The following is a 24648-nucleotide window of genomic DNA, read 5'->3' as shown; positions in this document are numbered from 1 at the left end:
TCACTTCAGGCGCGCTAGAATAGACACTTTATTTTTGAAGGGTACTGCCATGAACTTTGACAACACTGACCACACTCTCGATGCGATTGGCTTACGATGCCCTGAGCCCGTGATGATGATCCGTGGCAAGGTGAGAAAAATGCAGGAGGGTGAAACCCTGGTGATCCTGGCAGACGACCCGTCTACCACCCGGGATATTCCCAGTTTCTGTGAATTTATGGATCACACTCTGGTGGCTAAAGAAGTGGATAGCGTCCCTTATCGCTATCTGGTGAAGAAAGGGAAATAACCGCAAAGCTGGTGCAACAACCCCACCAGCTATTTTAATGCTCGGACTACACGAGAATTGGACATTCAACGCAAGAGATCCAACCACGATGCCAGGTCGCTAATTCTTGTTGTGGATTACCACCATTGATCGCCGGTGTCGCCTGCTCGGCCAGAACTTGCTTGCCAGAAAGTTGTTTTACTGCTTTTTTATTTAGTTTGATTTTCATTGTATTTCCTTGTTTTTATATTGTTTAACTCGCAATTAACAATAACAAAACAATTCAAAAAGCTCAATATTCAATCAAAATAAATTACACAACAAATTTATCTTTCCCGATATTAACTGAAATTGGTATTAATCACGCTGCACTATGATCTGTGGCGTAGCGCCTCTTAAATCCAGCGAAATTCGATACCATCCCTTTCTGTCGGGTATAAATCCAAAGTAATTGTAGACAGTGTCACAATCCGCAATAACCGGTTTACCCAGACTCACTTTGCCATCATAGCGAAAGCCGCAGTTGTAACCCGGCGTCCATGTCGCATCAGCGACTTTAAATTCGTACACTTTTCCGGGACTCATAAAGCGTACCCGTACACTGTACATTCCCGTCTGAGTCTGTGTTAGCCGATAGACTTCGTCTGCATCCCACAAAGTAAAATCGCCACGCAAATACATCGGCCTGTCCATCACAAGAGACGCACCGGTGCTGGTTGTCACCTGCCCAGAGGAATTATCCACTGGCTGATGTTGTGGGGCCGTCGAACAGGCGCTTAAACCCAATGCCATTACTAACGCAATGATATGCTGTTTCATTGTTAATCCCGATCACAAAAATAAAAGCCAGCACGAATGCTGGCTTGTTTTAAGATTGGCTGCCTTAGTTTTGTAAGACAGAGATGTCCGCCGTGTTGAGGAACAAACGGCTCAGCTGGCTAAGCAGTGCGAGGCGGTTTTGCTTCACCGCTTCATCATCAGCCATGACCATGACGTTATCAAAGAAGTTATCTACCGCTTCACGCAAACTTGCCAAACGCGTCAGTGCTTGCTGATAATCACCTTGTGCATAGACTGGAGCCAGTTCGGCAGTCAGTGCAGCCACTTCTTTCGCCAGTTGCTGCTCAGCGGCTTCTGACAACAACGCCGTATTGATTTCAGCGTCGCTGGTCACATTGTTTTTCGCGAGAATATTGTTAACGCGCTTATTTGCTGCGGCCAACGCTTCTGCCTGATCTAACGTTCTGAAATGGCTTACCGCTTTCACGCGACGGTCAAAGTCAACCGGCTGAGAAGGACGACGCGCCAGCACGGCCTGGATCACATCAACAGCGATCCCCTCATCCTGATACCAGGCACGGAAACGGCCCAGCATGAACTCAAACACCTCTTCGGCTACATTGTCGTTGCTCAGCTTGTCGCCGAACAATGTACGAGACTTTTCGACCAGTGCATGAATATCCAGCTCGAGTTCTTTTTCAACCATGATACGCAACGCACCAATGGCAGCACGGCGCAGCGCAAACGGGTCTTTGTCGCCTTTAGGGATTTGGCCAATGCCGAAGATCCCAACCAGGGTATCGAACTTGTCTGCCAGTGCCACGGCACAACTGATTGGGTTTGACGGCAGGGCATCGCCCGCAAAGCGCGGCATATATTGCTCATTCTGTGCAACAGCGACCTCTTCGGCTTCACCGTCGATGCGTGCATAGTGCATGCCCATCACGCCCTGCACATCGGTGAACTCCATGACCATTTCAGTCATCAGATCCGTTTTACTCAACAAACCAGCGCGTTCAGCCAGTGCTTTATCCGCACCCAATTGCTCAGCAATAAAGCCAGCCAAAGCAGCGATACGCTCGGACTTGTCTTTTAATGTGCCCAGCTGTTTTTGGAACAAGACCGTGCCCAGAGACTCCAGACGGCTCTCCAGGGTTTTCTTCTTATCTGTCTCAAAGAAGAACTGCGCATCCGCCAGACGCGGACGAACTACTTTCTCGTTACCTGAAATAACAACACTCGGGTCTTTACTTTCAATGTTTGAGACAAACAGGAATTTGTTGATCAGCTTGCCCGCCTTATCCAGTAGCGGGAAGTATTTCTGATCGTCCTTCATCGTATAGATCAGCGCTTCCGCAGGGACCGACAGGAATTCTTCCTCAAACGACGCCACCAAAGTGACCGGCCACTCAACCAGGGCAGTCACTTCTTCCAGCAGGTCTTCATCCATCGCCACAACCGCGCCCAGCTTGTCAGCCTCGGCATTGATCTGCTCACGGATAAGTGCCTTTCTTGCTTCGTAGTCAGCAATGACATACGCCCCTTTCAGGGTCTCAAACGCTTCATCGGCGTGGTTAATGCTCACCCGCTCAGGGTGGTGAAAGCGGTGACCCTGCAGCTGGTTTGAAATGGCTTTACCTAATACTTCGCCAGTTACAACTTCACTGCCAAGTAACGCAGCCACGGTGTGCACCGGGCGGATAAATTGCGTTTTATTAGCACCCCAGCGCATTGGTTTTGGGATAGGTAGTTTTGCTAATGACTTTGCAATGGCATCAGACAACAAAGCGCTTGTCTGCTGACCCTCTACGGTTGCACGGTGTAGCAACCAGGCACCTTTGTCGGTTTCCAGTGTCTCGGCTTCTGATACTTCAATACCACAACCACGTGCCCAGCCCATCGCTGCTTTGGTTGGATTACCGTCGGCATCAAACGCCGCTTTCGTTGCCGGACCGCGCTTCTCAACCACTTTGTCCTGTTGCTGAGTTTGCAGGCTAATTACCTTTAAACCCAGACGACGTGGTGACGCGTACCAGCTTATATCTTCAAATGTCAGCTCAAGCCCTGTCAGTTCAACCTGCATATTTTCGGCAAATGATTCTGCCAGCTTGCGTAAGGCTTTTGGTGGTAACTCTTCAGTACCAATTTCAACGAGTAGATTTTCTGTGGTCATGATTAATCCTTACAAAGCGGGAATCCGAGTGCCTCACGGGCCTCATAGTAAGCCTGAGCACAGGCCTTAGACAGTGCACGCACACGTAAAATATAACGCTGGCGTTCTGTCACAGAAATCGCATGACGGGCATCCAACAGATTGAATGCGTGTGATGCCTTCATCACCTGCTCATAAGCCGGCAATGGCAGTCCCGCTTCGATCAGCTTCTGACTTTCCAGTTCGCACTGGTCGAACTGCTTAAACAAAGCGTCAACATCCGCATGTTCAAAGTTGTAAGTCGACTGCTCGACTTCGTTCTGATGGAACACGTCACCATAAGTCACACGGCCCATAGGACCATCAGTCCAGACCAAGTCATAGATGCTGTCCACACCTTGTATATACATTGCAAGTCGCTCTAAACCATAAGTGATTTCACCCGTAACCGGCGAACATTCCAGGCCACCGACTTGCTGGAAATATGTAAACTGAGTCACTTCCATACCATTGAGCCAAACTTCCCAACCCAGACCCCAGGCACCCAGAGTTGGTGATTCCCAGTTATCTTCAACGAAACGCACTTCATGAGTCAGGGTATCGATGCCAAGCGCTTCCAGAGATCCTAGGTACAGCTCCTGAATGTTTTCAGGTGATGGCTTCAATACCACCTGGAATTGATAGTAGTGCTGCAGACGGTTTGGGTTTTCACCGTAACGACCATCAGTCGGGCGACGACAAGGTTGTACATACGCGCTCGACATTGGCTCCGGGCCAATCGACTTGAGGAAAGTCAGCGGATGAAACGTCCCCGCACCCACTTCCATATCCAGTGGCTGCGCGATCACACAGCCTTGCTGTGCCCAATAGTCCTGTAAAGCCAGGATCAACCCTTGGAAGGTTTTGATATCGTATTTTTGCATAGTTGGCTTATTTTTGTATGGTACATGGAACCCGATTTGCGCAATAAATACCGCAAAGTATCGGGCTAATTATGTCTGAAAATTATGCTCAGTATACCGCGAGCGCCGCGCTGTTTTAAGCGTTATCACTAAAAAAGCGCGTAAAAATACCGCTTACCCGTACTCAAAATGATGTCGGGTTTAAGAAGCGGTACTTCTCTCCTTTGTCACAATGCTCTTCCCAGGACGCAAAAAAGCCACCCTGTGAGAGGTGGCTTTTTGACGAGTGTCATGAATTGTGAGGCTCTATATCATCAATGATGAGCACTCACACACGCTCTTATTTATACATCTAGGTTTACAACACGTAGCGCATTTTGCTCGATGAAATCGCGACGAGGCTCAACCTGATCACCCATCAGAGTTGCGAACAACTGGTCGGCCGCAATGGCATCTTCAATGGTCACTCGTAACATACGACGTGCTGTAGGATCCATAGTGGTTTCCCACAACTGATCAGGGTTCATCTCACCTAACCCTTTATAGCGTTGTGTATACAAGCCACGCTTAGACTCAGCAATCAACCAGTCCAGTGATTCTGCGAATGTTTCGACAGGTTGGGTCTTTTCACCCCGCTGTACATAACCACCTTCGCTGATCAGATTAGCTACGGCCTTACCTGTATTTACAATACGTACATAGTCTTTCGAGGTAATGAAGTCATAGTTCAGTGTATATGCTTTATCTACGCCGTGCTGGCGGATATTGACCACTGGGTAGTACATATGACGCTCATCATCATAGCTCACTTCAGCGCTGTAGATAGTGGCATCTTCATCATGTTTGTCCAGATCAGCAACGAACGCCTGAATCCAGCTCGTTACTTTCGCTTCATCACTCAGATCGGCTTCGCTCAGCTCATTCTGGTATAACAGACGAGACATCATTGCACGCGGATATTTACGCGTCAGGCGGTCGATGACATTCAGAGTTTTCTGATAATCATGCACCATATTTTCCAGACGGTTACCCGAGATGGCCTCTGCACCTTCACTTGAGTAGATGCTTGCGCCATCCAGCGCTAAGGTCGTCAGGTAATCTGTCAGAGCGTGGTCATCTTTAATATAACGCTCTTGTTTGCCTTTTTTCACCTTATAAAGTGGTGGCTGTGCGATATACACATAACCACGTTCGATGATTTCTGGCATTTGACGATAGAAGAAGGTCAACAGCAGCGTACGAATGTGCGAACCGTCGACGTCTGCATCGGTCATGATAATGATACGGTGATAACGCAGCTTTTCCGGGTCGTATTCGTCACGGCCAATACCACACCCCAAAGCCGTGATAAGTGTCGCGACTTCCTGTGAAGACAGCATCTTATCGAAACGTGCCTTTTCAACGTTCAGGATCTTACCTTTCAAAGGCAAAATTGCCTGGTTCTTACGGTTACGGCCCTGTTTAGCCGATCCGCCTGCTGAGTCACCCTCCACGATGTAGAGTTCAGATTCAGCCGGATCGCGTTCCTGACAGTCTGCCAGTTTGCCCGGCAGGCCTGCCAAGTCCATGGCGCCTTTACGACGTGTCATTTCACGCGCTTTACGCGCAGCTTCACGGGCACGTGCCGCATCAATGATTTTGCTTACAACTGTTTTAGCATCACCCGGGTTTTCTAGTAGATACTCAGTTAGTTTTTCAGCCATTGCTTGTTCAACCGCACCTTTCACCTCACTTGAAACAAGCTTGTCTTTAGTCTGAGACGAAAATTTTGGATCAGGCACTTTAACACTCACGACAGCCGTTAAGCCTTCACGCGCGTCATCACCTGTCGCGTTGCTTGCTGTTTTCGCTTTCTTGTTAAAGCCTTCTTTTTCCATGTAGTTGTTTAGCGTACGAGTCAGGGCACTACGGAAGCCCGCTAAGTGTGTACCGCCATCACGCTGAGGAATGTTGTTAGTAAAGCAGTAAATATTTTCCTGGAATCCATCATTCCACTGCATGGATACTTCAACACTTATGCCATCTTCACGTTCTGAAGTGAAGTTGAATACATTTTGATGAACAGGTGTTTTTTTGCGATTCAGGTATTCAACAAACGCCTGAATACCACCTTCGTACTTAAAATGGTCTTGCTTATTTTCTTCACGCTCATCGCTGAGGATGATGCTCACACCAGAGTTCAGGAAAGAAAGCTCACGTAGCCGCTTTGCTAAAATATCATAGTGAAAGTTAGTATCAGAGAAAGTCTCAGCACTTGGCCAGAATCTCAGCTCAGTTCCCGTACTCTCAGCTTCGCCAATCACACCCAGTGGCGCATCTGGTACACCCATAGTGTATTTCTGCTGATGCACTTTGCCATCACGGCGAATTGTTAGTTGTAGTTTTTCTGATAGTGCATTTACAACAGAAACACCTACGCCGTGTAGGCCACCTGATACTTTATAAGAGTTGTCATCGAACTTACCACCTGCATGTAGCACGGTCATGATGACTTCTGCCGCAGATACCCCTTCTTCTGGGTGCAGTTCCGTTGGGATACCACGGCCATTATCGCGTACTGACACAGAACCATCGGTATGGATGGTAACGAAGATATCGTCACAGTGTCCTGCTAACGCTTCGTCGATTGAGTTATCAACGACTTCGAAGACCATGTGATGTAGTCCAGTACCATCATCAGTGTCCCCGATATACATTCCCGGACGCTTCCTTACCGCATCCAATCCCTTCAGTACTTTAATACTCGATGAATCGTAATTATCAGACATGGTGTATTCCAATTATTTTGTTATTAAGCGGCCATGTTCCACGTGGAACATCTCAACATTTCGTTTCATGGGTTCCACAATGGCCTGGATACTTTCAGAGTCTATTGCAGTAATAAACAGTTGTGACTGACATTCTGCAAGTAAGTGCGCGATGCTGAGCATCGTATCCTGGCTTAGCTCCGAAGGTAAATCGTCGATCAGCAATATGGATTGCTTCTCGGTCTCGGCCTCAATCAAGTTATTCTGTGCGATCTTTAGCGCATAAAGAGTCAACTTTAACTGACCCCGAGACAGTATATTTTCAACCCCGTGACCATTTGCATAAAAATTAAAATCGGCTTTATGTGGCCCCTTAGTTGTATAGCCAAGCTTGCTATCCCGCTCCAGTTGGGCGTTTAGCACATCAGCTAAGTCCCCTTTCCAGCCAGCGTCATAGCGCATTTCAAGGCCTTTAAAGATGGGGCTTATATCCCCTATCTTATCAAAAAAATGACGCTCAAACCTACTTATATACGCCTTTCTGAACATATTTATTTGCTCTGCCAGACGTATAAACTCTCTGTCCCAGGTACGTATCTGAAGCTGGTACTGGGCTGGCTTCGATTTAAGTAGAGCATTGCGTTGTTTGAGTACCTGATTGAAGTTTTTCCAGACGCTATAAAACTGATGTTCCACGTGGAACACCCCAAGATCTAGAAATTTTCTCCGCTCTTTTGGACCACCAAAAAACAATTCATAGCTTTCTGGCGTTATCACCTGTGTTGGTAAAATCTGCGCCAATTCAGCGATTTTTCTACTCGACTGGCCTTGGATCCGTAACTGGGTTTCGCCTTGAAGATCTTTGCTAATACCAATAGGAATAGACAAACTATGAAGTTGTTTTTTTCCATGAACGACACATTTATCCTGTTCATGACGGATCATAAGTTTGTGCTTGTTGGTTCTAAATGAGCGTCCATTGGAAAGGAAATAAATGGCCTCAAGCAGGCTGGTTTTTCCGCTGCCGTTTTCACCTAAAATGATATTGATCTGGTCGCTCGGCGAGAAAGAAAGGGCCTCAATATTACGAAAGTTATTGAGGCTAATTTGATTTAAACTCATTTAAGAGTACACACCTAACTTCTAAAGGCGCATCGGCATAACGACATACATTGCCGAATCATCGCTTGCCCCTTCGATCAGGGCGCTGCTGTTGGTATCAGCTAATGTAAACTGCACATCTTCCGTTTTAAGCGTGTTTAATACATCCAGCAAATATGACACGTTAAAACCAATTTCCAGATCATCACCCTGATACTCAACCTCTACGGTTTCTTCCGCCTGTTCTTGCTCAGGGTTATTAGCACTGATCTTTAACAGGCTATTCGACAGGTTAAGACGAACACCACGGAACTTTTCGTTCGACAGGATGGATACACGTTGAAATGCACTGCGTAGCCATTCTCGGTTCGCATTCACCAACTTGTCCCCACCACGAGGTAATACTCGGCGATAATCTGGGAAGCGCCCATCCACCAGCTTACTGGTCAACGTAAACTCTGGATCTAAAATACGAATATGATTACTACCAAACTGGATGGTCAAAGGCTCATCGTCTGCTGGCAACAAACGCATGATCTCTTGAACACCTTTACGCGGGATGATCAATTGGCGTTGTGTATTAAGTGATTCTGCTAACTGGTGTTGCGCAATCGCAAGACGGTGACCATCGGTTGCGACCGTTTTAATTTCACTGTTGTCGACTTCAAAGGACATACCGTTCAAATAGTAACGTACGTCCTGATTAGCCATCGAGAAATGTGTTGCTTCAAGCAGTTGGCGTAGTTCTGACCGTGTGATCTGAAATTCAACTTCACCATCCCACTGCTCAAGATTAGGAAAATCTTCTGCAGCCAAAGTTGTCAAAGAGAAACGACTTTGGCCACTGGTCAAGAGCAATTGATGTTCCTGGCTGCTTAATTGCAGCAAAGACCCATCTGGCAAACTCTTACAGATATCGAGCAACTTCTTTGCAGGCAAAGTAATACTCGCATTGGCAACTTGCTCTTCCAATGTGACTTTCGCAACCAATTCAATCTCTAAGTCAGTGCCCGTCATAGACAACACACCCTCTTTTACCTCAACCAGCACGTTGGATAAAATAGGTAGTGTGTGTTTTCGCTCAATGGCACCCGAGACCTGCATCAAGGGTTTTAAAAACTGTTCTCTTGAAATCGTAATTTGCATACTAGGCCCTTAAGACGACAATGTTCTGATCAGGTTTTGATAATCTTCTTTCACTTCGTGACTTTCATCACGCAGTGCTTTCACTTTGCGACACGCGTGTAGCACGGTTGTGTGATCGCGCCCGCCAAAAGCATCACCAATTTCAGGCAAACTGTGATTGGTTAGTTCTTTAGACAACGCCATCGCCACTTGTCTTGGTCGGGCAACTGAGCGACTCCGACGCTTAGACAATAAGTCAGATACTCGGATCCGGTAGTACTCGGCCACAGTACGTTGAATATTATCAATCGTGACTAGCTTATCCTGAAGTGCAAGCAAATCGCGCAGCGCTTCTTTTACAAATTCAATGGAAATGGGCCTGCCGGTAAAGTTCGCATTAGCAATCACTCGGTTCAGTGCGCCTTCCAATTCACGCACGTTGGAGCGTAACTTTTTGGCAATAAAAAAGGCCACTTCATGAGGCAGATTGATATTACTCTGCTGTGCCTTTTTCATCAAAATGGCAACACGTGTCTCCAATTCCGGAGGCTCTATGGCAATCGTCAGGCCCCAGCCAAAGCGAGACTTAAGTCGATCTTCAACCCCTTCAATTTCTTTTGGGTATCTGTCCGACGTAAGAATGATCTGCTGGTTGCCCTCTAATAAGGCATTAAAAGTGTGGAAGAATTCTTCCTGCGATCGCTCTTTATTGGCAAAAAACTGAATGTCGTCGATCATCAGCGCATCAACACTGCGGTAGTAACGCTTAAATTCTTCAATGGCATTGTTCTGTAACGCTTTAACCATGTCCTGAACAAAACGTTCAGAATGCATGTAGACAATTTTTGCGTCTGGCTTTTTATCTATGATGCCGTTACCTACCGCGTGTAACAGATGGGTTTTGCCCAAACCTGTACCGCCGTAAATAAAAACCGGGTTAAACGCGGAACCCGGGTTATCAGCAACCTGAGTTGCAGCCGCTTTTGCCAGCTGGTTCGATTTACCCTCAACAAAATTATCAAACGTGTAGTTTTCTTTTATATTGGACTTCACCCCAGATTTAGGGGCAGGTTCAACTTTAGCGGTACTTGGGGCACCCGCCGTTGATACAACCGGCTTAGCAACACTTCCGGCCTGGACACTTTGGCCACTCTCGCCAGAAGCGGGGCCACTATTATTGACTGCACCAATAGGCTTACTACCAACATCAAAACGCAGCTCCGGCGCTTCGTCACCACAGATTTCCGTCAGCAATTCACTGATGCGGTTTAAATACTTTTCTCTCACCCAGTCCAAAACAAACCGATTTGGCGCATAGATGGTTAAGGTATCTTCGGTACTTTCTGCTTGTAGTGGTCGCACCCACATGTTGAACTGCTGAGAAGGCAGCTCATCTTGCAAAACATATAAACAACTTTGCCAAACCGACAGATACACGTCGCACTCCGAAATAGTTAATATTCCCGTACATAAAAACTCAGGATATCGCAGGATTTACCAACAAGGTTATACACAGCTAATCCAAAGGATCGACGGAAATGCTTGTTTATTATCATAAATACATAGGTGGAAGCCGGGTATTATGAGGGGATCTTATCCACAACATCAATATTGACTTTTTTAAAATTCAGGATCTTTCCCAGAAACAAACTCATCCGCTTGTTTTTATTGACATTTTATTTTTCACCCTGTTTACTGATCTTAGCAAAAATACACCAAGATCTCATCAAAAAAACACGATCATTTTAAGTTTTCCAGAGGATGTTGCCATATTTCACCCAAGGCATGTGGAAAACCCAACTTTGATCCGATCTGAGTTGATCACACTCACCCACCACTCAGATCCGATCTAAATTAAGTGCCGGATCGCGAATGCGAGGATTTAGATCCCACTCTATTCTTTATATAGGTATAATGTGGCTTGTTTTTCTCTGGCGATAGCAAGGCGAATGACCGTTTTTTGTTATTTCTGGCTAAAATCTATGCTTGATGGCGCGATTATGATTGACTTTCCTACGCCGCGGCATTAATATCTCGCGCTCGCAATGGCACCTGTGCCAGGATCGCGACCTGCATAGGATGTTTTAAACTTTAACCGATCGGATGGATTAGTTATGAAAAGAACTTTTCAACCTAGCGTTCTTAAACGCAAGCGTACTCACGGTTTCCGTGCACGTATGGCAACGAAGAATGGCCGTAAAGTACTAGCGCGTCGTCGTGCTAGAGGCCGTAAAGTACTTTCTGCTTAATATATAAGTGGAAGACTTTAGCTTCAGCAGGGAGTTACGTCTGTTAACTCCCTCGCATTACTCCCGAGTATTTAACGAACCCGCTCGCGCAGCAACTCCCTACTTTACTTTGTTAGCTAAACCCAATGATGTTGGACACCCGCGTCTTGGACTCACTGTTGCTAAAAAACGCTGTAAAAAAGCCTGTCAACGTAATCGTATTAAACGTCTTGCCCGTGAAAGCTTTCGCTTAAACCGTCATAAGCTGGATAACATAGATATCGTGCTGATGGTCAAAACTGGCGTAGACGAGCAAACAAATGAAGAGCTAAGCAAACAACTGGCAAAATTATGGCGTAAAGTGAATGAACGCTGTAAACCAGGTGCACCTAAGCCACCACCTCATAAACGCCACAATAAAAAGCGCCCTGCGTCTAAACAGCGTAGCCCCAAACAGTCTTAACATCACAGTACACTAATGTATGCTGATTTATCGTGTCTGCACGCTCTCAGCCAGCGCTGTGTTTGCCGCGCAACTTATAGACTCAATTTGCACTATAAACCCACGAAAACGACGACTGGTCGAGTTCAACTTACAGTGAATTCGCTAAAATCGCATGGGGCTCAATGGCTATTTTGACCCCGATAAGGTAAAGTTAGCTCACCTTTTAATCGCCAATTTCCCGCTGTTTCTTGGGGATTGGTTATCAGTTCTGACGGCATCATCATGAATCACTCCCCTTCCACACTATCATCGCGCCTGAGGCAGCAATGTATAAAGTGGATCCAGTGGCCATTTAAGGTATGCCAGAGACTGATCAAAACACTGCTATTAGGTGTGATCCGTTTTTATCAGCAATTGATTAGTCCGCTGTTGGGACCACACTGTCGCTATACCCCAACTTGCTCTCACTATGCAATTCAGGCAATTAATTTACATGGAATTGCAAAAGGGAGTTGGTTAGCGCTTAAACGCATATTAAAATGTCACCCTTTAAGTGCAGGCGGGTCTGATCCCGTGCCTGCTAAATCAACGCAAGATAAACAACACGAGAAATAAGAGCTGTTATGGAATCGCAACGCACGTTTTTATTTATCGGCTTGCTGCTGGTTACCTTTTTACTCTTTACAGAGTGGTCAAAGGAACAAACCGCAGCCAATGCTGATACCAGTGCCGTCACACAACAAGTGGCCGGCCCCGCAAACAATGACCAGGCCGATGTACCGGCTTCCAGTCAGGCTGATGTGCCAATGCAGGCCACTGTGGCTACTCGCTCAGTCATTTCGGTAACCACTGATGTACTGGCAGTGAAAATCGACACCCGTGGCGGTGACATTGTTGAGGCGAAATTACTACAACACGCCGAAACCCATGGCAGCGACCAGCCTTACCTGTTACTGGGTGAGTTTGAAGGCAAAGAGTACTTTGCGCAAAGCGGTTTGATTGGCCTGAATGGCCCGGATGCATCAAGCCAGGGTCGCCCGGTCTATCAAAGCGAACAAACCAGCTACACATTAAACGGTGATGAGCTGCGTGTACCGCTGACGTTTGTTGACAGTAAAGGCGTTCAGTTCAGCAAAACCTTTGTATTCAAACCAGGTCAGTATGATGTGGCACTGGAATACGATGTGACTAACCCAACGGCTGATCCAGTGCAGGTGCAACTGTATACCCAAATCAAGCGCACCGTTCAGGAAAAAGGCAGCATGGTTGACCAGACTTATCTGGGCGCAGCCTATGGCACCAGCGAAGAGCCTTATGAGAAATACTCTTTCTCTGATATGGCCGATGCTAACCTGAATAAAAATACTCAGGGCGGTTACGTTGCCTTTATTCAGCATTACTTTGTGAGTGCCTGGGTACCAGGTCAGGAAAAGAACAACACCATTTACAGCTCACTGCGTAATAACAACAGCATCATAGGTGTAAAAGGCGAAGCAACCAATATTCAGGCCAATGGCACTGCACAGCTCACCGCCACTTACTACATGGGTCCAAAAGACACTGACGCACTGGAAGCGCTGCATGAAGACCTGGATCTGACAGTCGACTACGGTTGGTTATGGTTTATCTCTCAGCCACTACTGAGTTTGCTGAAGTTCCTGCACAGCATTATCGGTAACTGGGGTCTGGCCATCATTGCGATTACCTTAATCGTAAAAACGTTGCTATACCCACTTACCAAAGCGCAATACACCTCAATGGCTAAAATGCGTATGCTACAGCCGAAAATGCAGGCTCTGAAAGAGCGCTATGGCGATGACCGTCAGAAATTCGGTCAGGCAATGATGGAGATGTACCGTAAGGAAAAAGTAAACCCTATGGGCGGCTGCTTCCCACTGTTACTGCAAATGCCTATCTTCCTGGCGCTATTCTATGTATTCCTGGAATCAACAGAGCTGCGTCATGCCGAGTTTATGCTGTGGCTGACAGACCTGTCTTCAAAAGACCCGTACTATGTACTGCCTATCCTGTTTGGTGCCAGTATGTTCCTGACTCAGAAGCTGCAACCTATGACAGTGACGGATCCAATGCAGCAAAAGATGATGACTTGGATGCCGGTTATCTTCTCAGTGTTCTTTATCTGGTTCCCGTCTGGTCTGGTGTTGTACTGGCTAGTCTCTAACCTGATCTCAATTGCCCAGATGCTGTATATCTATCGTGGCATGGAGAAAAAGGGCATGAAGGTCCGCGGTTAATACGCAATACAGATAAACAAGAAACGGTCCATCGCGGGCCGTTTTTTTATGTCTGCAATTACTACCCAACAGTCTCACAGTCTCTCAGCTCAGCTTAATCATTAAAATCAATATCTTGATAAAATTTTAGGTGGATTTTATGCCACTTTGATAGGCAGAGTGAGGTCCATGTAGCACGCTGCGCTGCATCGTAACAACTTAGCGAGCACTGTATGTTGGAACCCCCTCTGTTAGACGCATTAAACACACCGCACCTAAGCTGGTGGTTATTACCTATGGCCTTATTCAGCGGTGTACTGACCAGCTTTACGCCCTGCGTATATCCTCTGCTGCCCATTACCCTGGCCTCACTGACCAGATACCGCAGCCAGACACTGGCACCGCTGCAGTATTGCCTCGGCTTTGCCGCTGTCTATGCTCTACTCGGTGGCGTTGCCGCCTACAGTGGCAGTCTGTTTGGGATAGTGGCCTCCAACCCCTGGGTGCGGGTTGGTTTTGCCAATCTGCTCATGTATCTGGCTCTGGTCAATAAAGGCTGGCTGACTCTACCCCGTTTACCGGGCCCTGCATTTCAGGGCTCGCAGGGGGCGCTGCTGATGGGCATGACCAGTGCACTGGTGGCCGCACCTTGCACTTCTCCGGTGCTCGGTGGTTTGCTGCTGTTTGTGGCCACCAGCGGGCAGCCAATATTCGGGGCACTGCTGTTATTTAGCTTTGCACTGGGTATGAGCACCCTGCTGTTGCTGGCCGGACTGAGCAGTCAATTTGTGACGCGTTTGCCGCGCGCAGGCGCCTGGCTCAATCACATGCCCACCATCAGTGCGCTGTTGCTGCTCATCATGGCGCAATATTTTCTTATTCAGGCCGGCAAGAGCTGGCTATAACGCAAGCAAACCATTATGGAGACCATTATGAAGACATTCCTCACAGGCATCGTGTTACTGGCACTGTCGACCACGGCCGCGGCAAAACCTTATCTCCCTTTGCAGGCCAGAACAGTGGCCGATCAATCAGTCTCAAGCAGTGGCAAAGTCACTTACCTGAAATTCTGGGCTACCTGGTGCGCCTATTGTGTAGAAGAGATGCCCCTGCTCCAGCAGGCCTTTGAAAACCGAAAGGAAAGTTATCAGGTCATTGCCGTCAATGTGGGCTTTAATCAGACCGTCGAGGGCGTGAAAACCTATTTAAACCGCTATGGCTATCAGTTTCCCACAGTGTTTGATGCAACAGGTAGCATTACCCGCCAGTATCGAGTAACCGGCACACCTCAGCATATTTTGCTCGATGCCAGTGGCAAAGAGATTTACCGCAGCGCCCTGTTCACCGATGAACTCAGACAACACCTGGCGACACTGGCAGGAGACAAACCATGAAGTTACACAACCCGATCACCCTATTACTGAGCCTGACTGCGCTCTTGCTCAGCCAGCAGTCAATCGCCGCCCCGGTTGAGTACATCTTTATTAATCTCTGGGATGAGTACGTGCAGCAAACCCCCTTGCCCGAACCACACGCCGATATCGAGCGTCGCTTTCTGCATCCGGACATCAACATAGATAAACCCAGTGTGGATCAGTTCACTGCGCTGTTCCCTGTCTATGACGGTCTGCAAATAGACACCCACAATCAGCTGGCGATCCGCTATGGCGTAAGGCAAACCCCCTATCGGCTGGTGGTTGAGGGCAACCAAGTACGCCAACGGGAGGCGCTAAGCAAGGCCCCAACGGTAGCACATGCAGACCAGCCCGCTCAGGATAAAACGCTTCAAACTTTATCCGGGCATCCTTTTGATCCCACCCGCCCGGGTGCGGGCTTTCGGATATTATTCTTCAGCGACAGCCTGTGTCCGTTCCAGCATATCCCGAATTGCGAACGCAGGATCGCACAGAATAACCACCTGTCAGCCAATATCGACTACCCGGTAATAACCGTGATCAAGCCGTTTTATGTGGATCAAACTCAGGTCAGCGCCTATCAGCAGCGTTTTAACGTCAATCATGAGATCGTTTTTGACCGCCACAATCAGCTGTTCAGGCGCTTTGAGGTGACAGACTTACCCTACTGGGTAGTGCAAAACAGGCAAGGCAAAGTGATTTACCGGGCAAATCAAGTGCCGCCTTTTCCTTTATAGGGCCCAGTTGCTCTGACAATACACGCTGTAGGGTTTGTCGATAATGGTACTGATCAGATCAAAGGACGATTCAGGCGCTGCGTTTATCTCGCTCAACTGATTGACCAGCGCTGCGCTGTTGGGCCGTGCGGCCAGTTGCTCACTGAGTCGCTCTGACAACGTATGCTCCTCAACCAGAAAAGCCGCCACCGCACCATATAAAAGCTCCAGATGACTGGCCTGCTCTGGTGCAGACAATAAAGTCAGAGCCTGTTTCGCCTCACCCCGGCGTAAATGAATATACATACGTGTGTAACGGGCATAGCCTTCAGTCTCAACCAGGTTGAGCTGCTGATATACCGCCTGTGCGCTTCTCACTAACGCGTCGGCCCGTACCAGCTCACCTTGCTTTATCAGGCTCCAGCCCAGCATCAGCTGAGCATGCGCAGCGGTGAGTGTGGATACCTGCTCCCAGCCCAGTAACTGCTCAAAGGTTTCTATGGCAGTCGCAAGCCCCGGCGCGCCATCCTGATTCAGCGCACCATCCATAATGGCCATGCCGCGCAGCAACCAGTGTAACTCATAGTGGGGAAGAAACTGCGGATCAGGCTCCACCTGTGCCAGATAAACCAGTGCCTTGTCGCGCTGATGTAACTGAATATAGTAAAATCCCAGGTAAGTGAGTATTTGCTTTTTCAAATGACCATCACCCAGTTCCGATGCAATCTCCAGCGCTTCTAACAAGCTCGGCTCACTCTGTGCAACCGGCACCAGATAATTCTGCCCATAGGCAAATAAGGCCTGTGCCAGTAAATTGCGCCGAGGCGACTGACGGTAAAAAGCTATCGACTGGGCGAGTACTTGCTTGCTGCGTTCTAAGTCCAGTAAACGCTTGGTTTCGGGCCCGGCGGCGGGCGGATTAGCCAGATAAAAAGCCTGTTGCGCGTCGCGATACGCCAGAGCACGGCTGCCAATTAACGCGTATGCAGAATTCAGTGCCCTGGCGTAGTCATCCCACTGCTGGGTGAGCCAGAACAGCTCGGCCTGTAACTGATACGCTGTGGCCAGTTGCTCCAGCAACTGGTGACGCTGCGCAAGCGTCAGCCCATGCTGCACGGCAGTCTGTGCCTGCGCATAATCGCCCAGGGCTTTATAAAACTCCGCCAGGTACAGATAATGGCGTACTCGTATGGCAGGCTCTGCAGCATTCAAATCCATCGCTGTAAACAAGGCCCATGCCTTCGCCAGCTCACCTTGTTGCCAGGCAATGCGCGCCAGTTCTAGTTGCGCAGCCAGATGCTGCGGATACTGGATAAGGGTTGCCTCAAAATAGGATTTAGCCAGCCTGTTGCCCTGCTCATCCAGCGCCTGTAACCCACGATAATAGTCTTGCGAAGCGACCTGCTCCGGTTTACGCGCATTTTGCCCATCGGGCAATAACGCCAGTGCCGTAATGACCTGCTCAGCGACGTCATCAAACCCCATATCCAGCTGCTCAACCACGATTTTTTGCCGTTGCCGAGCGGTCTCAATAGTCAGTACATAACGCTGTTGCTGGCGCGATAAGGTGAGCTCAACCTGCCTGCTATTATCCTCTTGCGTCGACTGCGCAGCCGGGATCAAACGGTATTCGGATTGCAATCGTGTCGTCAATGCCGCGTGCAGCGCATAGCCCCACCAGGTATTGGCGGCGACCCCGGTTTGGTTGTCCAGAGGCAAAATGGTTAAAGCGGGATGGGCAAGCTGCGCCGACACCGGCGCAGGATCTGTATAAGTGAACTGGGCAATAACACCGCCACCAATCAGCAAGGAGGCACTTAACAGCGCACTCAATAACACCTTGTGCTTGTTGTGCTTTGGCTGTGTCAGCGGGCAGATCCATTGATAGCCCCGCTGCGGTACGGTACGGATAAAGCTGGGCTGCTGCGCATCATCACCCAATGCCTGGCGCAGCTCCGCCATGCTTTGCGTTAATGCTGCATCGCGAAACTCACCATGTTGCCACATTGCCTCCAGCAATGCCTCGCGAGATATCACTTGCTGCGGTCGTGCCAATAAATACTGCAATAACTGGGCGACTTTAGGGCGTAGCACCACCACGTGTTGATCTTTTTTTAATACCAAGCTGTCGCTGTCAAAGCGATACCGAGCAAATACCACCACAAGTTATATCCTTATCTCTGAACCGCCTCTACTATACCTCACAGCGCGCGTTTGCTGTACACTTAGCGCTAATTAGAGTTTGCTTTCAAGGGTCATCATGATCGCACAAGACACCATTGCAGCACAGGCGACCGCACCTGGTCGGGGCGGCGTCGGCATAATCCGAATTTCGGGGACTCTGGCCGAACAAGTTGCCCACACAATACTCGGCAAGTGCCCGAAAACCCGTTACGCAGAATATCTGCCATTCCAAACCCTTCTGGGTGAACAACTCGATCAGGGGATCGCTTTGTTCTTTAAAGGCCCGAACTCCTTTACCGGCGAAGATGTGCTGGAGCTGCAAGGCCACGGCGGCCCGGTGGTGTTGGATATGCTACTTAAAGAGATCAGTCAGATTAACGGTGTGCGGCTGGCAAAGCCCGGTGAATTCTCCGAGCGCGCCTTTATGAATGACAAGCTGGATCTGACTCAGGCCGAAGCCATTGCCGATTTGATCAATGCCACCAGTGAACAGGCAGCCAAAAGCGCCCTGCACTCGCTGCAGGGAGACTTTTCAAAGCACATCAATGCGCTGGTGGAACAGGTGATCAATCTGCGCATGTATGTTGAGGCTGCAATTGACTTTCCGGATGAAGAAATCGACTTTCTTTCCGATGGCAAAGTGGCCGGCGATCTCAGCGCCATCATAGAGCAGCTGGGCGTGGTGCGTCAGCAAGCCAAACAAGGCAGCATCATGCGTGAAGGCATGAAAGTGGTGATCGCGGGTCGCCCCAATGCAGGTAAGTCTTCCTTACTCAATGCGCTGGCAGGCCGGGAAGCCGCCATTGTGACCGATATCGCCGGCACCACCCGGGATGTCCTCAGAGAACATATCCATATTGATGGTATGCCGCTGCACATTATAGATACCGCAGGTCTGCGCGACAGTCCAGATAAGGTCGAGCAAATTGGTATCGAGCGCGCCTGGGATGAGATCCGCGCAGCCGATCACGTGCTATTTATGGTCGACGGCACCGAAACCGATGAAACCGATCCTGCCCGGATCTGGCCAGAATTCATTGAACAGCTGCCACAAGGCATGGACATCACAGTGATCCGCAACAAGGTCGATCTCAGTGGTGAACCCACGGGCACCAGTCACGACCATGGTCATGCCCTGATCCGCCTCAGTGCCAAAGACAGCACAGGCATAGATCTGCTGCGTGAACACCTTAAGGCCTGTATCGGCTTTACCGGTGCAACCGAGGGCGGCTTTATGGCACGCCGCCGTCACCTCGACGCGTTAGAACGTGCCGCAGAGCACCTGGAGATTGGCCAGACTCAGTTAGAAATGCACATAGCCGGCGAGATCCTGGCAGAAGAGCTGCGCCTGACCCAGCAACATCTCAATGAGATCACCGGTGAATTCACCTCCGACGACCTGCTCGGTAAGATCTTCAGCTCTTTTTGTATCGGTAAATAACCTTTTGTTAGCGCAGTGCCACTCTGGCCTGCGCACCCTCCCCCGGCAATTCACCCATTTCTATTTATTTACTCTGGCCAGTTTGGTTTTGCTGATCGGGTGTCATATCGTGCAGTCTGGCCAGTTTAATTGCACCGTTTTAGTCAATAATAATGGCCATAAACACGCTCCACCCTAGTCTGTATCAACTCCGACAAGCTCATAAATCGCACACAGCTGCGCCATACACCACCCGTAAATGTGGCTTCTTAACGCTGCAGGCCTAATAAACCAACTCGAACCGGGCTGTGATCCAAAAAAAGATCGCCATTTTTTAGATTATTTTATTATATGGATCAAAGTTTATAGATCCTCTACTGGGATGCACTTTTGGCTGAAGATCGACTTATCCCCCCAAAACTATCCACAAGCCGAAAAACAGAGCGATTTTACCACTTCAGCGGCCGTTTTAGTCTTACCCTATAACCCCAAAAAACATCAGGATATACGCGGTTTATCCACAACTAGCACACTGAATTAGTAGCTGGAATATTTTATTAACCCATTGTTTATTAAGTAACTATTTATAAAACACATTGCTTTGCACACAAATCAGGCAAGATTTTTTTATCCCAAACTCAGATCAAGACTTTACTTCTGTTGTGAGGTCATTAAGATGTCGCGAATAGATCGAAAGTCAGCAATCAGGGTACACCGCGTCATGCGCAATATTGAGATCATCATAGGCAGTCAGATGGGCAGTGCGGAATACGTCGCAGAGCAGCTTGCCGAGCAACTCGATGCCAGTGAATTCAGCACACATCTGCATGAACAGCCAGATCTGAACGCCTGTCAGCATCCTCTGTGGCTGGTGGTTACTTCCACTTATGGTGCGGGCGATTACCCGGATAACCTGCTGCCTTTTATAGAGCAACTGACACAGCATGATGATCTGAGCCACATTCAGTTTGCCGTGGTGGGTATTGGCGACTCAAGTTATGACACCTATAACCTGGCCGCCAGTAATTGTGCGCAGTTACTGACAGACAAAGGCGCGCAGCAGCTTTTACCGGTATTAAAGGTCGATGTACAAGACGAAGCATTGCCGGAAGATGCAGCCATTGCCTGGTTACCAGAGCTAACACAGCAGCTGAGCCTGGCAGCTCAGTAAGGTATAGGGATCTACAGTAAGATCTTTTACACAGAAGTTATTCACAAAATAGGCCTTTCTTAGATCGTATTGTGGATAACCATTGATCTAACTGCGGATCTAAGCATACTTATCCATTGGATAGTTTTCATCGGATCTTGCCTTGTGAATAAATAGCTACTTTGATCAAAGCTTTTCATCGTGATGATCCGATCTAATTCACATCATATGATCTGATCTAACTCTTTGGATCAAATAAGGAATACATCGTTATTCACAGATCAGGGCTGATCTAATAGTAAGATCTAATAAAAGATCTTTAAAAAGATCCTTATATATTATTAAGTGATCCTTTTGCTCTGATTAAAATTTAAACGTTTCACTTCTGCGTTTTTCTGGGTAGAATACGCACCCTTTCGAAATTTGCTGGTTGTTTTTAAGTAGGATCCCGTAAATGATTTATCACGAACATTTTGACGTTATCGTTGTTGGTGGTGGTCATGCTGGTACAGAAGCGGCGTTGGCTGCAGCACGTATGGGCATGAATACCTTATTGTTAACACACAATATGGACACCCTGGGACAGATGTCCTGTAACCCAGCGATCGGCGGGATCGGAAAAGGTCATCTGGTTAAAGAGATCGATGCTCTTGGTGGCGCAATGGCCAAAGCGATCGACAAGGGCGGGATCCAGTTTCGTACTTTGAACTCTTCTAAAGGTCCAGCTGTACGGGCAACACGTGCTCAGGCGGATCGCGCTCTGTATAAAGCGGCGATCCAGGAGATCTTGCAAAATCAGGATAATCTGAAGATCTTCCAACAATCCTGTGATGATCTGATCGTTGAACAGGATCAGGTTAAGGGCGTTGTTACTCAGATGGGGCTGCGCTTCAGTGCAGAAACGGTTGTACTGACAGTCGGGACTTTCCTGGGTGGTCAGATCCACATCGGTCTGGAGAACTTCAAAGGTGGTCGTGCAGGCGATCCACCCTCTATTGCTCTGGCACAACGTTTACGTGAATTGCCTTTCCGTGTTGATCGACTGAAAACCGGTACGCCACCACGTATTGATGCGCGTACCGTAGACTTTTCAGTGATGCAGGCACAGCCAGGTGATACGCCAACACCGGTATTCTCTTTTATGGGTAAAGCGTCAGATCATCCACAACAGATCCCCTGCTATATCACGTATACCAACGAGAAAACCCATGATGTGATCCGTGATAACCTGCACCGCTCGCCCATGTATGCGGGTGTGATTGAGGGGATCGGACCACGTTACTGCCCATCAATTGAAGATAAAATAGTCCGCTTTGCTGACAAAGAGAAACATCAGATCTTTGTGGAGCCTGAAGGACTGACTTCTTACGAACTGTATCCAAACGGTATTTCCACCAGCTTGCCGTTCGATATTCAGCTTGAGATCGTGCGTTCAATCCAGGGCTTTGAAAATGCGCACATTTGTCGTCCTGGTTACGCCATCGAGTATGATTTCTTCGATCCGCGCGACCTGAAACAGTCTCTGGAAACCAAATTCATTAATGGTTTATTCTTTGCTGGCCAGATCAATGGTACTACCGGATATGAAGAAGCCGGTGCACAAGGTCTGATAGCGGGTATGAATGCGGCCTTGCAAGTAAAAGGCCTGGAAGCCTGGACACCGCGTCGCGATCAGGCCTATACCGGTGTGTTGATCGACGACCTGGCAACGTTAGGGACCAAAGAACCTTATCGCATGTTCACCAGTCGTGCTGAATACCGTCTATTGCTGCGTGAAGATAATGCCGATTTGCGTCTGACTGAAAAAGGCCGAGAGCTGGGGCTGGTTGATGATGAGCGCTGGGCGGCATACAACAATAAGCTGGAAGTGATGGAACAGGAAACGCAACGACTGCGCAATACCTGGATCCATAAAGATCATCCGGCGCTTTCGCAGGTGAACGAATTGCTAAAGTCGCCGTTAACCCGTGAAGCCAGTTTAGAGGATCTGATCCGTCGCCCGGAAGTCAGTTACAAAGATCTGATGCAGATTGAAGGCCTGGCCAGTGAGCAGGACAATACTCAGGCACTGGAACAGGTTGAGATCCAAACCAAGTACGCGGGCTATATTGCGCGTCAGCAGGATGAGATCAACAAACAACTGCGTCATGAAGAAACCTTGCTTCCCGGAGAGTTTGATTATAGTCAGGTCAGTGGCCTGTCAAATGAGGTGGTGGCAAAGCTCTCAGAAGCCAGACCACAAACAATTGGCCAGGCGTCTCGTATTTCTGGTATCACCCCTGCTGCGATTTCGCTATTATTAGTGTATCTGAAAAAGCAAGGGTTGTTGCGCAAGTCTGCGTAACAACAAACGGAAGACTGTGTTATTAGAACAACTTACAGCCCTGTTAGCCAACACGGACATCACGCTAACTGAACAGCAAAAGCAGCAGCTCGTCGATTATGTCGGGCTGCTAGACAAATGGAACAAAGCCTACAACCTGACCTCAGTGCGCGATCCTCAGGAAATGATGGTTAAGCACATCATGGATTCACTGGTGGTTGCGCCTCATCTGAGTGGCAAAAACTACATTGATGTAGGCACCGGACCGGGGCTACCCGGGATCGTACTGGCCATTGCCCTGCCTGATACACACTTTGTCCTGCTCGACAGCCTTGGTAAACGTGTCCGTTTTTTAACCCAGGTAAAACATGCGCTTGGACTGGAAAACGTCACACCGGTTCAGTCTCGTGTTGAAGAATATCAACCAAGTGTTAAATTAGACGGTGTACTGAGCCGTGCATTTGCCTCGTTGCAGGACATGGTTCAGTGGTGTGGACATCTGGTCGATGACGAAGCCCGCTTTTTGGCATTAAAAGGCCAATTTCCGCAGCAGGAACTGGATAGCCTGCCCGCCGGTGTGATCCTGGAACATGATATTAGTTTACAGGTGCCCGAGCTGGATGGTGAACGTCATTTAATCATTCTGAAAAAAGACTAGTATTCGAGGACATAGTGGCTAGAGTCATTGCGATTGCAAACCAAAAAGGCGGTGTGGGAAAAACCACCACTGCGGTCAACCTGGCAGCCTCCATGGCAGCTACCAAACGTAAGGTCCTGCTGATAGATCTTGATCCGCAAGGCAATGCGACCATGGGCAGCGGTGTTGACAAATATGGCGAAGTAGCGACCATTTACGATCTACTGATCGAAGAAACCCCAATTCAGGACGTGATCAGCAAAGAAACCTCCGGCGAATACCATTTGATTGCTGCCAATGGCGATGTCACGGCGGCCGAAGTTAAGCTGATGGAATTGTTTGCCCGCGAAGTGCGGTTGCGCAATGCGCTGGAGTCGGTGCTGGATCAGTACGATTTTATTTTTATTGATTGTCCGCCTTCATTGAATATGTTGACGGTCAACGCAATGGCGGCGGCTGACTCTGTTTTGGTGCCTATGCAGTGCGAATATTATGCACTGGAAGGACTAACGGCGCTGATGGATACCATCACTCAGCTTTCTAAGCTGGTGAATCCACAGTTACAGATTGAAGGGATCCTACGTACTATGTACGATCCGCGCAATCGCCTGGCGAACGATGTTTCCGAACAACTAAAACAGCATTTTGGTGAAAAAGTCTACCGCACCGTGATCCCACGAAATGTGCGTCTGGCTGAAGCGCCGAGTTTTGGTGCACCGGCGATGTACTATGACAGAGCATCCAGTGGTGCCAAAGCCTATCTGGCACTGGCCGGAGAAATGCTCCGCCGTCAGGAAAAACAAGCAGCAGCTGTTGCCTAA

General features: G+C 48.4%; 22 protein-coding genes. 13 read left to right on the top strand and 9 right to left on the bottom strand.

Annotation, left to right across the window (positions count from 1 at the left end):
- The first annotated feature begins 49 nt into the window (after positions 1–49).
- Positions 50–289 carry a sulfurtransferase TusA gene (gene tusA, locus CWB98_RS17775; protein ID WP_138546072.1) on the top strand — a complete coding sequence of 80 codons (240 nt, stop codon included), beginning with the start codon at positions 50–52 and terminating at the stop codon, positions 287–289.
- A gap of 46 nt (positions 290–335) precedes the next feature.
- On the opposite strand, the gene CWB98_RS24020 is transcribed toward tusA, so the two are convergent.
- The 8 genes from CWB98_RS24020 to dnaA form a co-directional block, all read right to left on the bottom strand.
- Complete coding sequence (locus CWB98_RS24020; protein WP_171045696.1) at positions 336–497, bottom strand: hypothetical protein; 162 nt, start codon at positions 495–497, stop codon at positions 336–338.
- Between the two features lie 128 nt (positions 498–625).
- A complete protein-coding gene (locus CWB98_RS17770; RefSeq protein WP_138546071.1) occupies positions 626–1087 on the bottom strand; it encodes a hypothetical protein in 462 nt (153 codons plus the stop codon).
- A gap of 64 nt (positions 1088–1151) precedes the next feature.
- Positions 1152–3221 (bottom strand): glycine--tRNA ligase subunit beta, encoded by a 2070-nt coding sequence (gene glyS, locus CWB98_RS17765; protein WP_138546070.1) that lies wholly within the window; start codon positions 3219–3221, stop codon positions 1152–1154.
- 2 nt (positions 3222–3223) lie between these two features.
- A complete protein-coding gene (glyQ, locus tag CWB98_RS17760) occupies positions 3224–4123 on the bottom strand; it encodes a glycine--tRNA ligase subunit alpha (RefSeq protein ID WP_054016205.1) in 900 nt (299 codons plus the stop codon).
- A gap of 323 nt (positions 4124–4446) precedes the next feature.
- Entirely contained in the window at positions 4447–6870 is a 2424-nt protein-coding gene (gene gyrB, locus CWB98_RS17755; protein WP_138546069.1) for a DNA topoisomerase (ATP-hydrolyzing) subunit B, read from the bottom strand.
- Between the two features lie 12 nt (positions 6871–6882).
- Entirely contained in the window at positions 6883–7971 is a 1089-nt protein-coding gene (gene recF, locus CWB98_RS17750; protein WP_138546068.1) for a DNA replication/repair protein RecF, read from the bottom strand.
- Between the two features lie 21 nt (positions 7972–7992).
- On the bottom strand, positions 7993–9096 hold the full coding sequence (gene dnaN / locus CWB98_RS17745; protein WP_138546067.1) for a DNA polymerase III subunit beta: 1104 nt from the start codon (positions 9094–9096) through the stop codon (positions 7993–7995).
- 9 nt (positions 9097–9105) lie between these two features.
- Complete coding sequence (gene dnaA, locus CWB98_RS17740; RefSeq protein ID WP_138546066.1) at positions 9106–10512, bottom strand: chromosomal replication initiator protein DnaA; 1407 nt, start codon at positions 10510–10512, stop codon at positions 9106–9108.
- A 677-nt stretch (positions 10513–11189) separates the two neighbouring features.
- On the opposite strand from dnaA, the gene rpmH reads away from it, so the two are divergent.
- The 7 genes from rpmH to CWB98_RS17705 all read left to right on the top strand — a co-directional run bounded on the left by rpmH (position 11190) and on the right by CWB98_RS17705 (position 16134).
- Complete coding sequence (gene rpmH, locus CWB98_RS17735) at positions 11190–11324, top strand: 50S ribosomal protein L34 (protein WP_010384852.1); 135 nt, start codon at positions 11190–11192, stop codon at positions 11322–11324.
- 7 nt (positions 11325–11331) lie between these two features.
- On the top strand, positions 11332–11766 hold the full coding sequence (gene rnpA, locus CWB98_RS17730) for a ribonuclease P protein component (protein ID WP_054016200.1): 435 nt from the start codon (positions 11332–11334) through the stop codon (positions 11764–11766).
- 264 nt (positions 11767–12030) lie between these two features.
- On the top strand, positions 12031–12363 hold the full coding sequence (gene yidD, locus CWB98_RS17725; protein ID WP_249364715.1) for a membrane protein insertion efficiency factor YidD: 333 nt from the start codon (positions 12031–12033) through the stop codon (positions 12361–12363).
- A gap of 8 nt (positions 12364–12371) precedes the next feature.
- Entirely contained in the window at positions 12372–14003 is a 1632-nt protein-coding gene (gene yidC / locus CWB98_RS17720; RefSeq protein ID WP_138546065.1) for a membrane protein insertase YidC, read from the top strand.
- Between the two features lie 212 nt (positions 14004–14215).
- On the top strand, positions 14216–14887 hold the full coding sequence (locus CWB98_RS17715; protein ID WP_138546064.1) for a cytochrome c biogenesis protein CcdA: 672 nt from the start codon (positions 14216–14218) through the stop codon (positions 14885–14887).
- 27 nt (positions 14888–14914) lie between these two features.
- A complete protein-coding gene (locus CWB98_RS17710; protein ID WP_249364714.1) occupies positions 14915–15376 on the top strand; it encodes a TlpA family protein disulfide reductase in 462 nt (153 codons plus the stop codon).
- The gene (locus CWB98_RS17705; protein WP_138546062.1) at positions 15373–16134 is read left to right on the top strand and encodes a TlpA family protein disulfide reductase; all 762 of its coding nucleotides are present in this window, start codon (positions 15373–15375) and stop codon (positions 16132–16134) included. The genes CWB98_RS17710 and CWB98_RS17705 overlap by 4 nt, the downstream gene beginning before the upstream one ends.
- Here CWB98_RS17705 and CWB98_RS17700 read toward each other — a convergent pair.
- Positions 16129–18276 carry a winged helix-turn-helix domain-containing protein gene (locus CWB98_RS17700; RefSeq protein WP_138546061.1) on the bottom strand — a complete coding sequence of 716 codons (2148 nt, stop codon included), beginning with the start codon at positions 18274–18276 and terminating at the stop codon, positions 16129–16131. The genes CWB98_RS17705 and CWB98_RS17700 overlap by 6 nt on opposite strands.
- Before the next feature lie 97 nt (positions 18277–18373).
- Here CWB98_RS17700 and mnmE point away from each other — a divergent pair, with 97 nt between their 5' ends.
- From mnmE to CWB98_RS17675, 5 genes are all read left to right on the top strand, one after another.
- A complete protein-coding gene (mnmE, locus tag CWB98_RS17695; protein ID WP_138546060.1) occupies positions 18374–19738 on the top strand; it encodes a tRNA uridine-5-carboxymethylaminomethyl(34) synthesis GTPase MnmE in 1365 nt (454 codons plus the stop codon).
- A gap of 700 nt (positions 19739–20438) precedes the next feature.
- The gene (gene mioC, locus CWB98_RS17690; protein WP_138546093.1) at positions 20439–20888 is read left to right on the top strand and encodes an FMN-binding protein MioC; all 450 of its coding nucleotides are present in this window, start codon (positions 20439–20441) and stop codon (positions 20886–20888) included.
- Between the two features lie 433 nt (positions 20889–21321).
- The gene (mnmG, locus tag CWB98_RS17685; RefSeq protein WP_138546059.1) at positions 21322–23211 is read left to right on the top strand and encodes a tRNA uridine-5-carboxymethylaminomethyl(34) synthesis enzyme MnmG; all 1890 of its coding nucleotides are present in this window, start codon (positions 21322–21324) and stop codon (positions 23209–23211) included.
- 16 nt (positions 23212–23227) lie between these two features.
- Positions 23228–23848: a 16S rRNA (guanine(527)-N(7))-methyltransferase RsmG gene (gene rsmG / locus CWB98_RS17680; RefSeq protein ID WP_138546058.1), complete on the top strand. Its 621-nt coding sequence runs from the start codon at positions 23228–23230 to the stop codon at positions 23846–23848.
- A 14-nt stretch (positions 23849–23862) separates the two neighbouring features.
- The gene (locus CWB98_RS17675) at positions 23863–24648 is read left to right on the top strand and encodes a ParA family protein (protein ID WP_138546057.1); all 786 of its coding nucleotides are present in this window, start codon (positions 23863–23865) and stop codon (positions 24646–24648) included.

It is taken from the genome of Pseudoalteromonas rubra, assembly GCF_005887115.1.
Lineage (GTDB): Bacteria > Pseudomonadota > Gammaproteobacteria > Enterobacterales > Alteromonadaceae > Pseudoalteromonas > Pseudoalteromonas rubra_F.
Note: the sequence above shows the minus strand (reverse complement) of the source record. Positions and strands in the feature narration are given on the sequence as shown.

Bases quoted from the DNA above. Each gene is read 5' to 3' on its own strand.
- CWB98_RS17770 (WP_138546071.1), bottom strand. From the start codon at position 1,087: ATGAAACAGCATATCATTGCGTTAGTAATGGCATTGGGTTTAAGCGCC.
- tusA (WP_138546072.1), top strand. From the start codon at position 50: ATGAACTTTGACAACACTGACCACACTCTCGATGCGATTGGCTTACGA.
- dnaN (WP_138546067.1), bottom strand. From the start codon at position 9,096: ATGCAAATTACGATTTCAAGAGAACAGTTTTTAAAACCCTTGATGCAG.
- mioC (WP_138546093.1), top strand. From the start codon at position 20,439: ATGCGCAATATTGAGATCATCATAGGCAGTCAGATGGGCAGTGCGGAA.
- yidD (WP_249364715.1), top strand. From the start codon at position 12,031: ATGAATCACTCCCCTTCCACACTATCATCGCGCCTGAGGCAGCAATGT.
- recF (WP_138546068.1), bottom strand. From the start codon at position 7,971: ATGAGTTTAAATCAAATTAGCCTCAATAACTTTCGTAATATTGAGGCC.
- glyS (WP_138546070.1), bottom strand. From the start codon at position 3,221: ATGACCACAGAAAATCTACTCGTTGAAATTGGTACTGAAGAGTTACCA.
- CWB98_RS17705 (WP_138546062.1), top strand. From the start codon at position 15,373: ATGAAGTTACACAACCCGATCACCCTATTACTGAGCCTGACTGCGCTC.
- CWB98_RS24020 (WP_171045696.1), bottom strand. From the start codon at position 497: ATGAAAATCAAACTAAATAAAAAAGCAGTAAAACAACTTTCTGGCAAG.
- glyQ (WP_054016205.1), bottom strand. From the start codon at position 4,123: ATGCAAAAATACGATATCAAAACCTTCCAAGGGTTGATCCTGGCTTTA.
- mnmE (WP_138546060.1), top strand. From the start codon at position 18,374: ATGATCGCACAAGACACCATTGCAGCACAGGCGACCGCACCTGGTCGG.
- gyrB (WP_138546069.1), bottom strand. From the start codon at position 6,870: ATGTCTGATAATTACGATTCATCGAGTATTAAAGTACTGAAGGGATTG.
- CWB98_RS17710 (WP_249364714.1), top strand. From the start codon at position 14,915: ATGAAGACATTCCTCACAGGCATCGTGTTACTGGCACTGTCGACCACG.
- rpmH (WP_010384852.1), top strand. From the start codon at position 11,190: ATGAAAAGAACTTTTCAACCTAGCGTTCTTAAACGCAAGCGTACTCAC.
- CWB98_RS17715 (WP_138546064.1), top strand. From the start codon at position 14,216: ATGTTGGAACCCCCTCTGTTAGACGCATTAAACACACCGCACCTAAGC.
- mnmG (WP_138546059.1), top strand. From the start codon at position 21,322: ATGATTTATCACGAACATTTTGACGTTATCGTTGTTGGTGGTGGTCAT.
- yidC (WP_138546065.1), top strand. From the start codon at position 12,372: ATGGAATCGCAACGCACGTTTTTATTTATCGGCTTGCTGCTGGTTACC.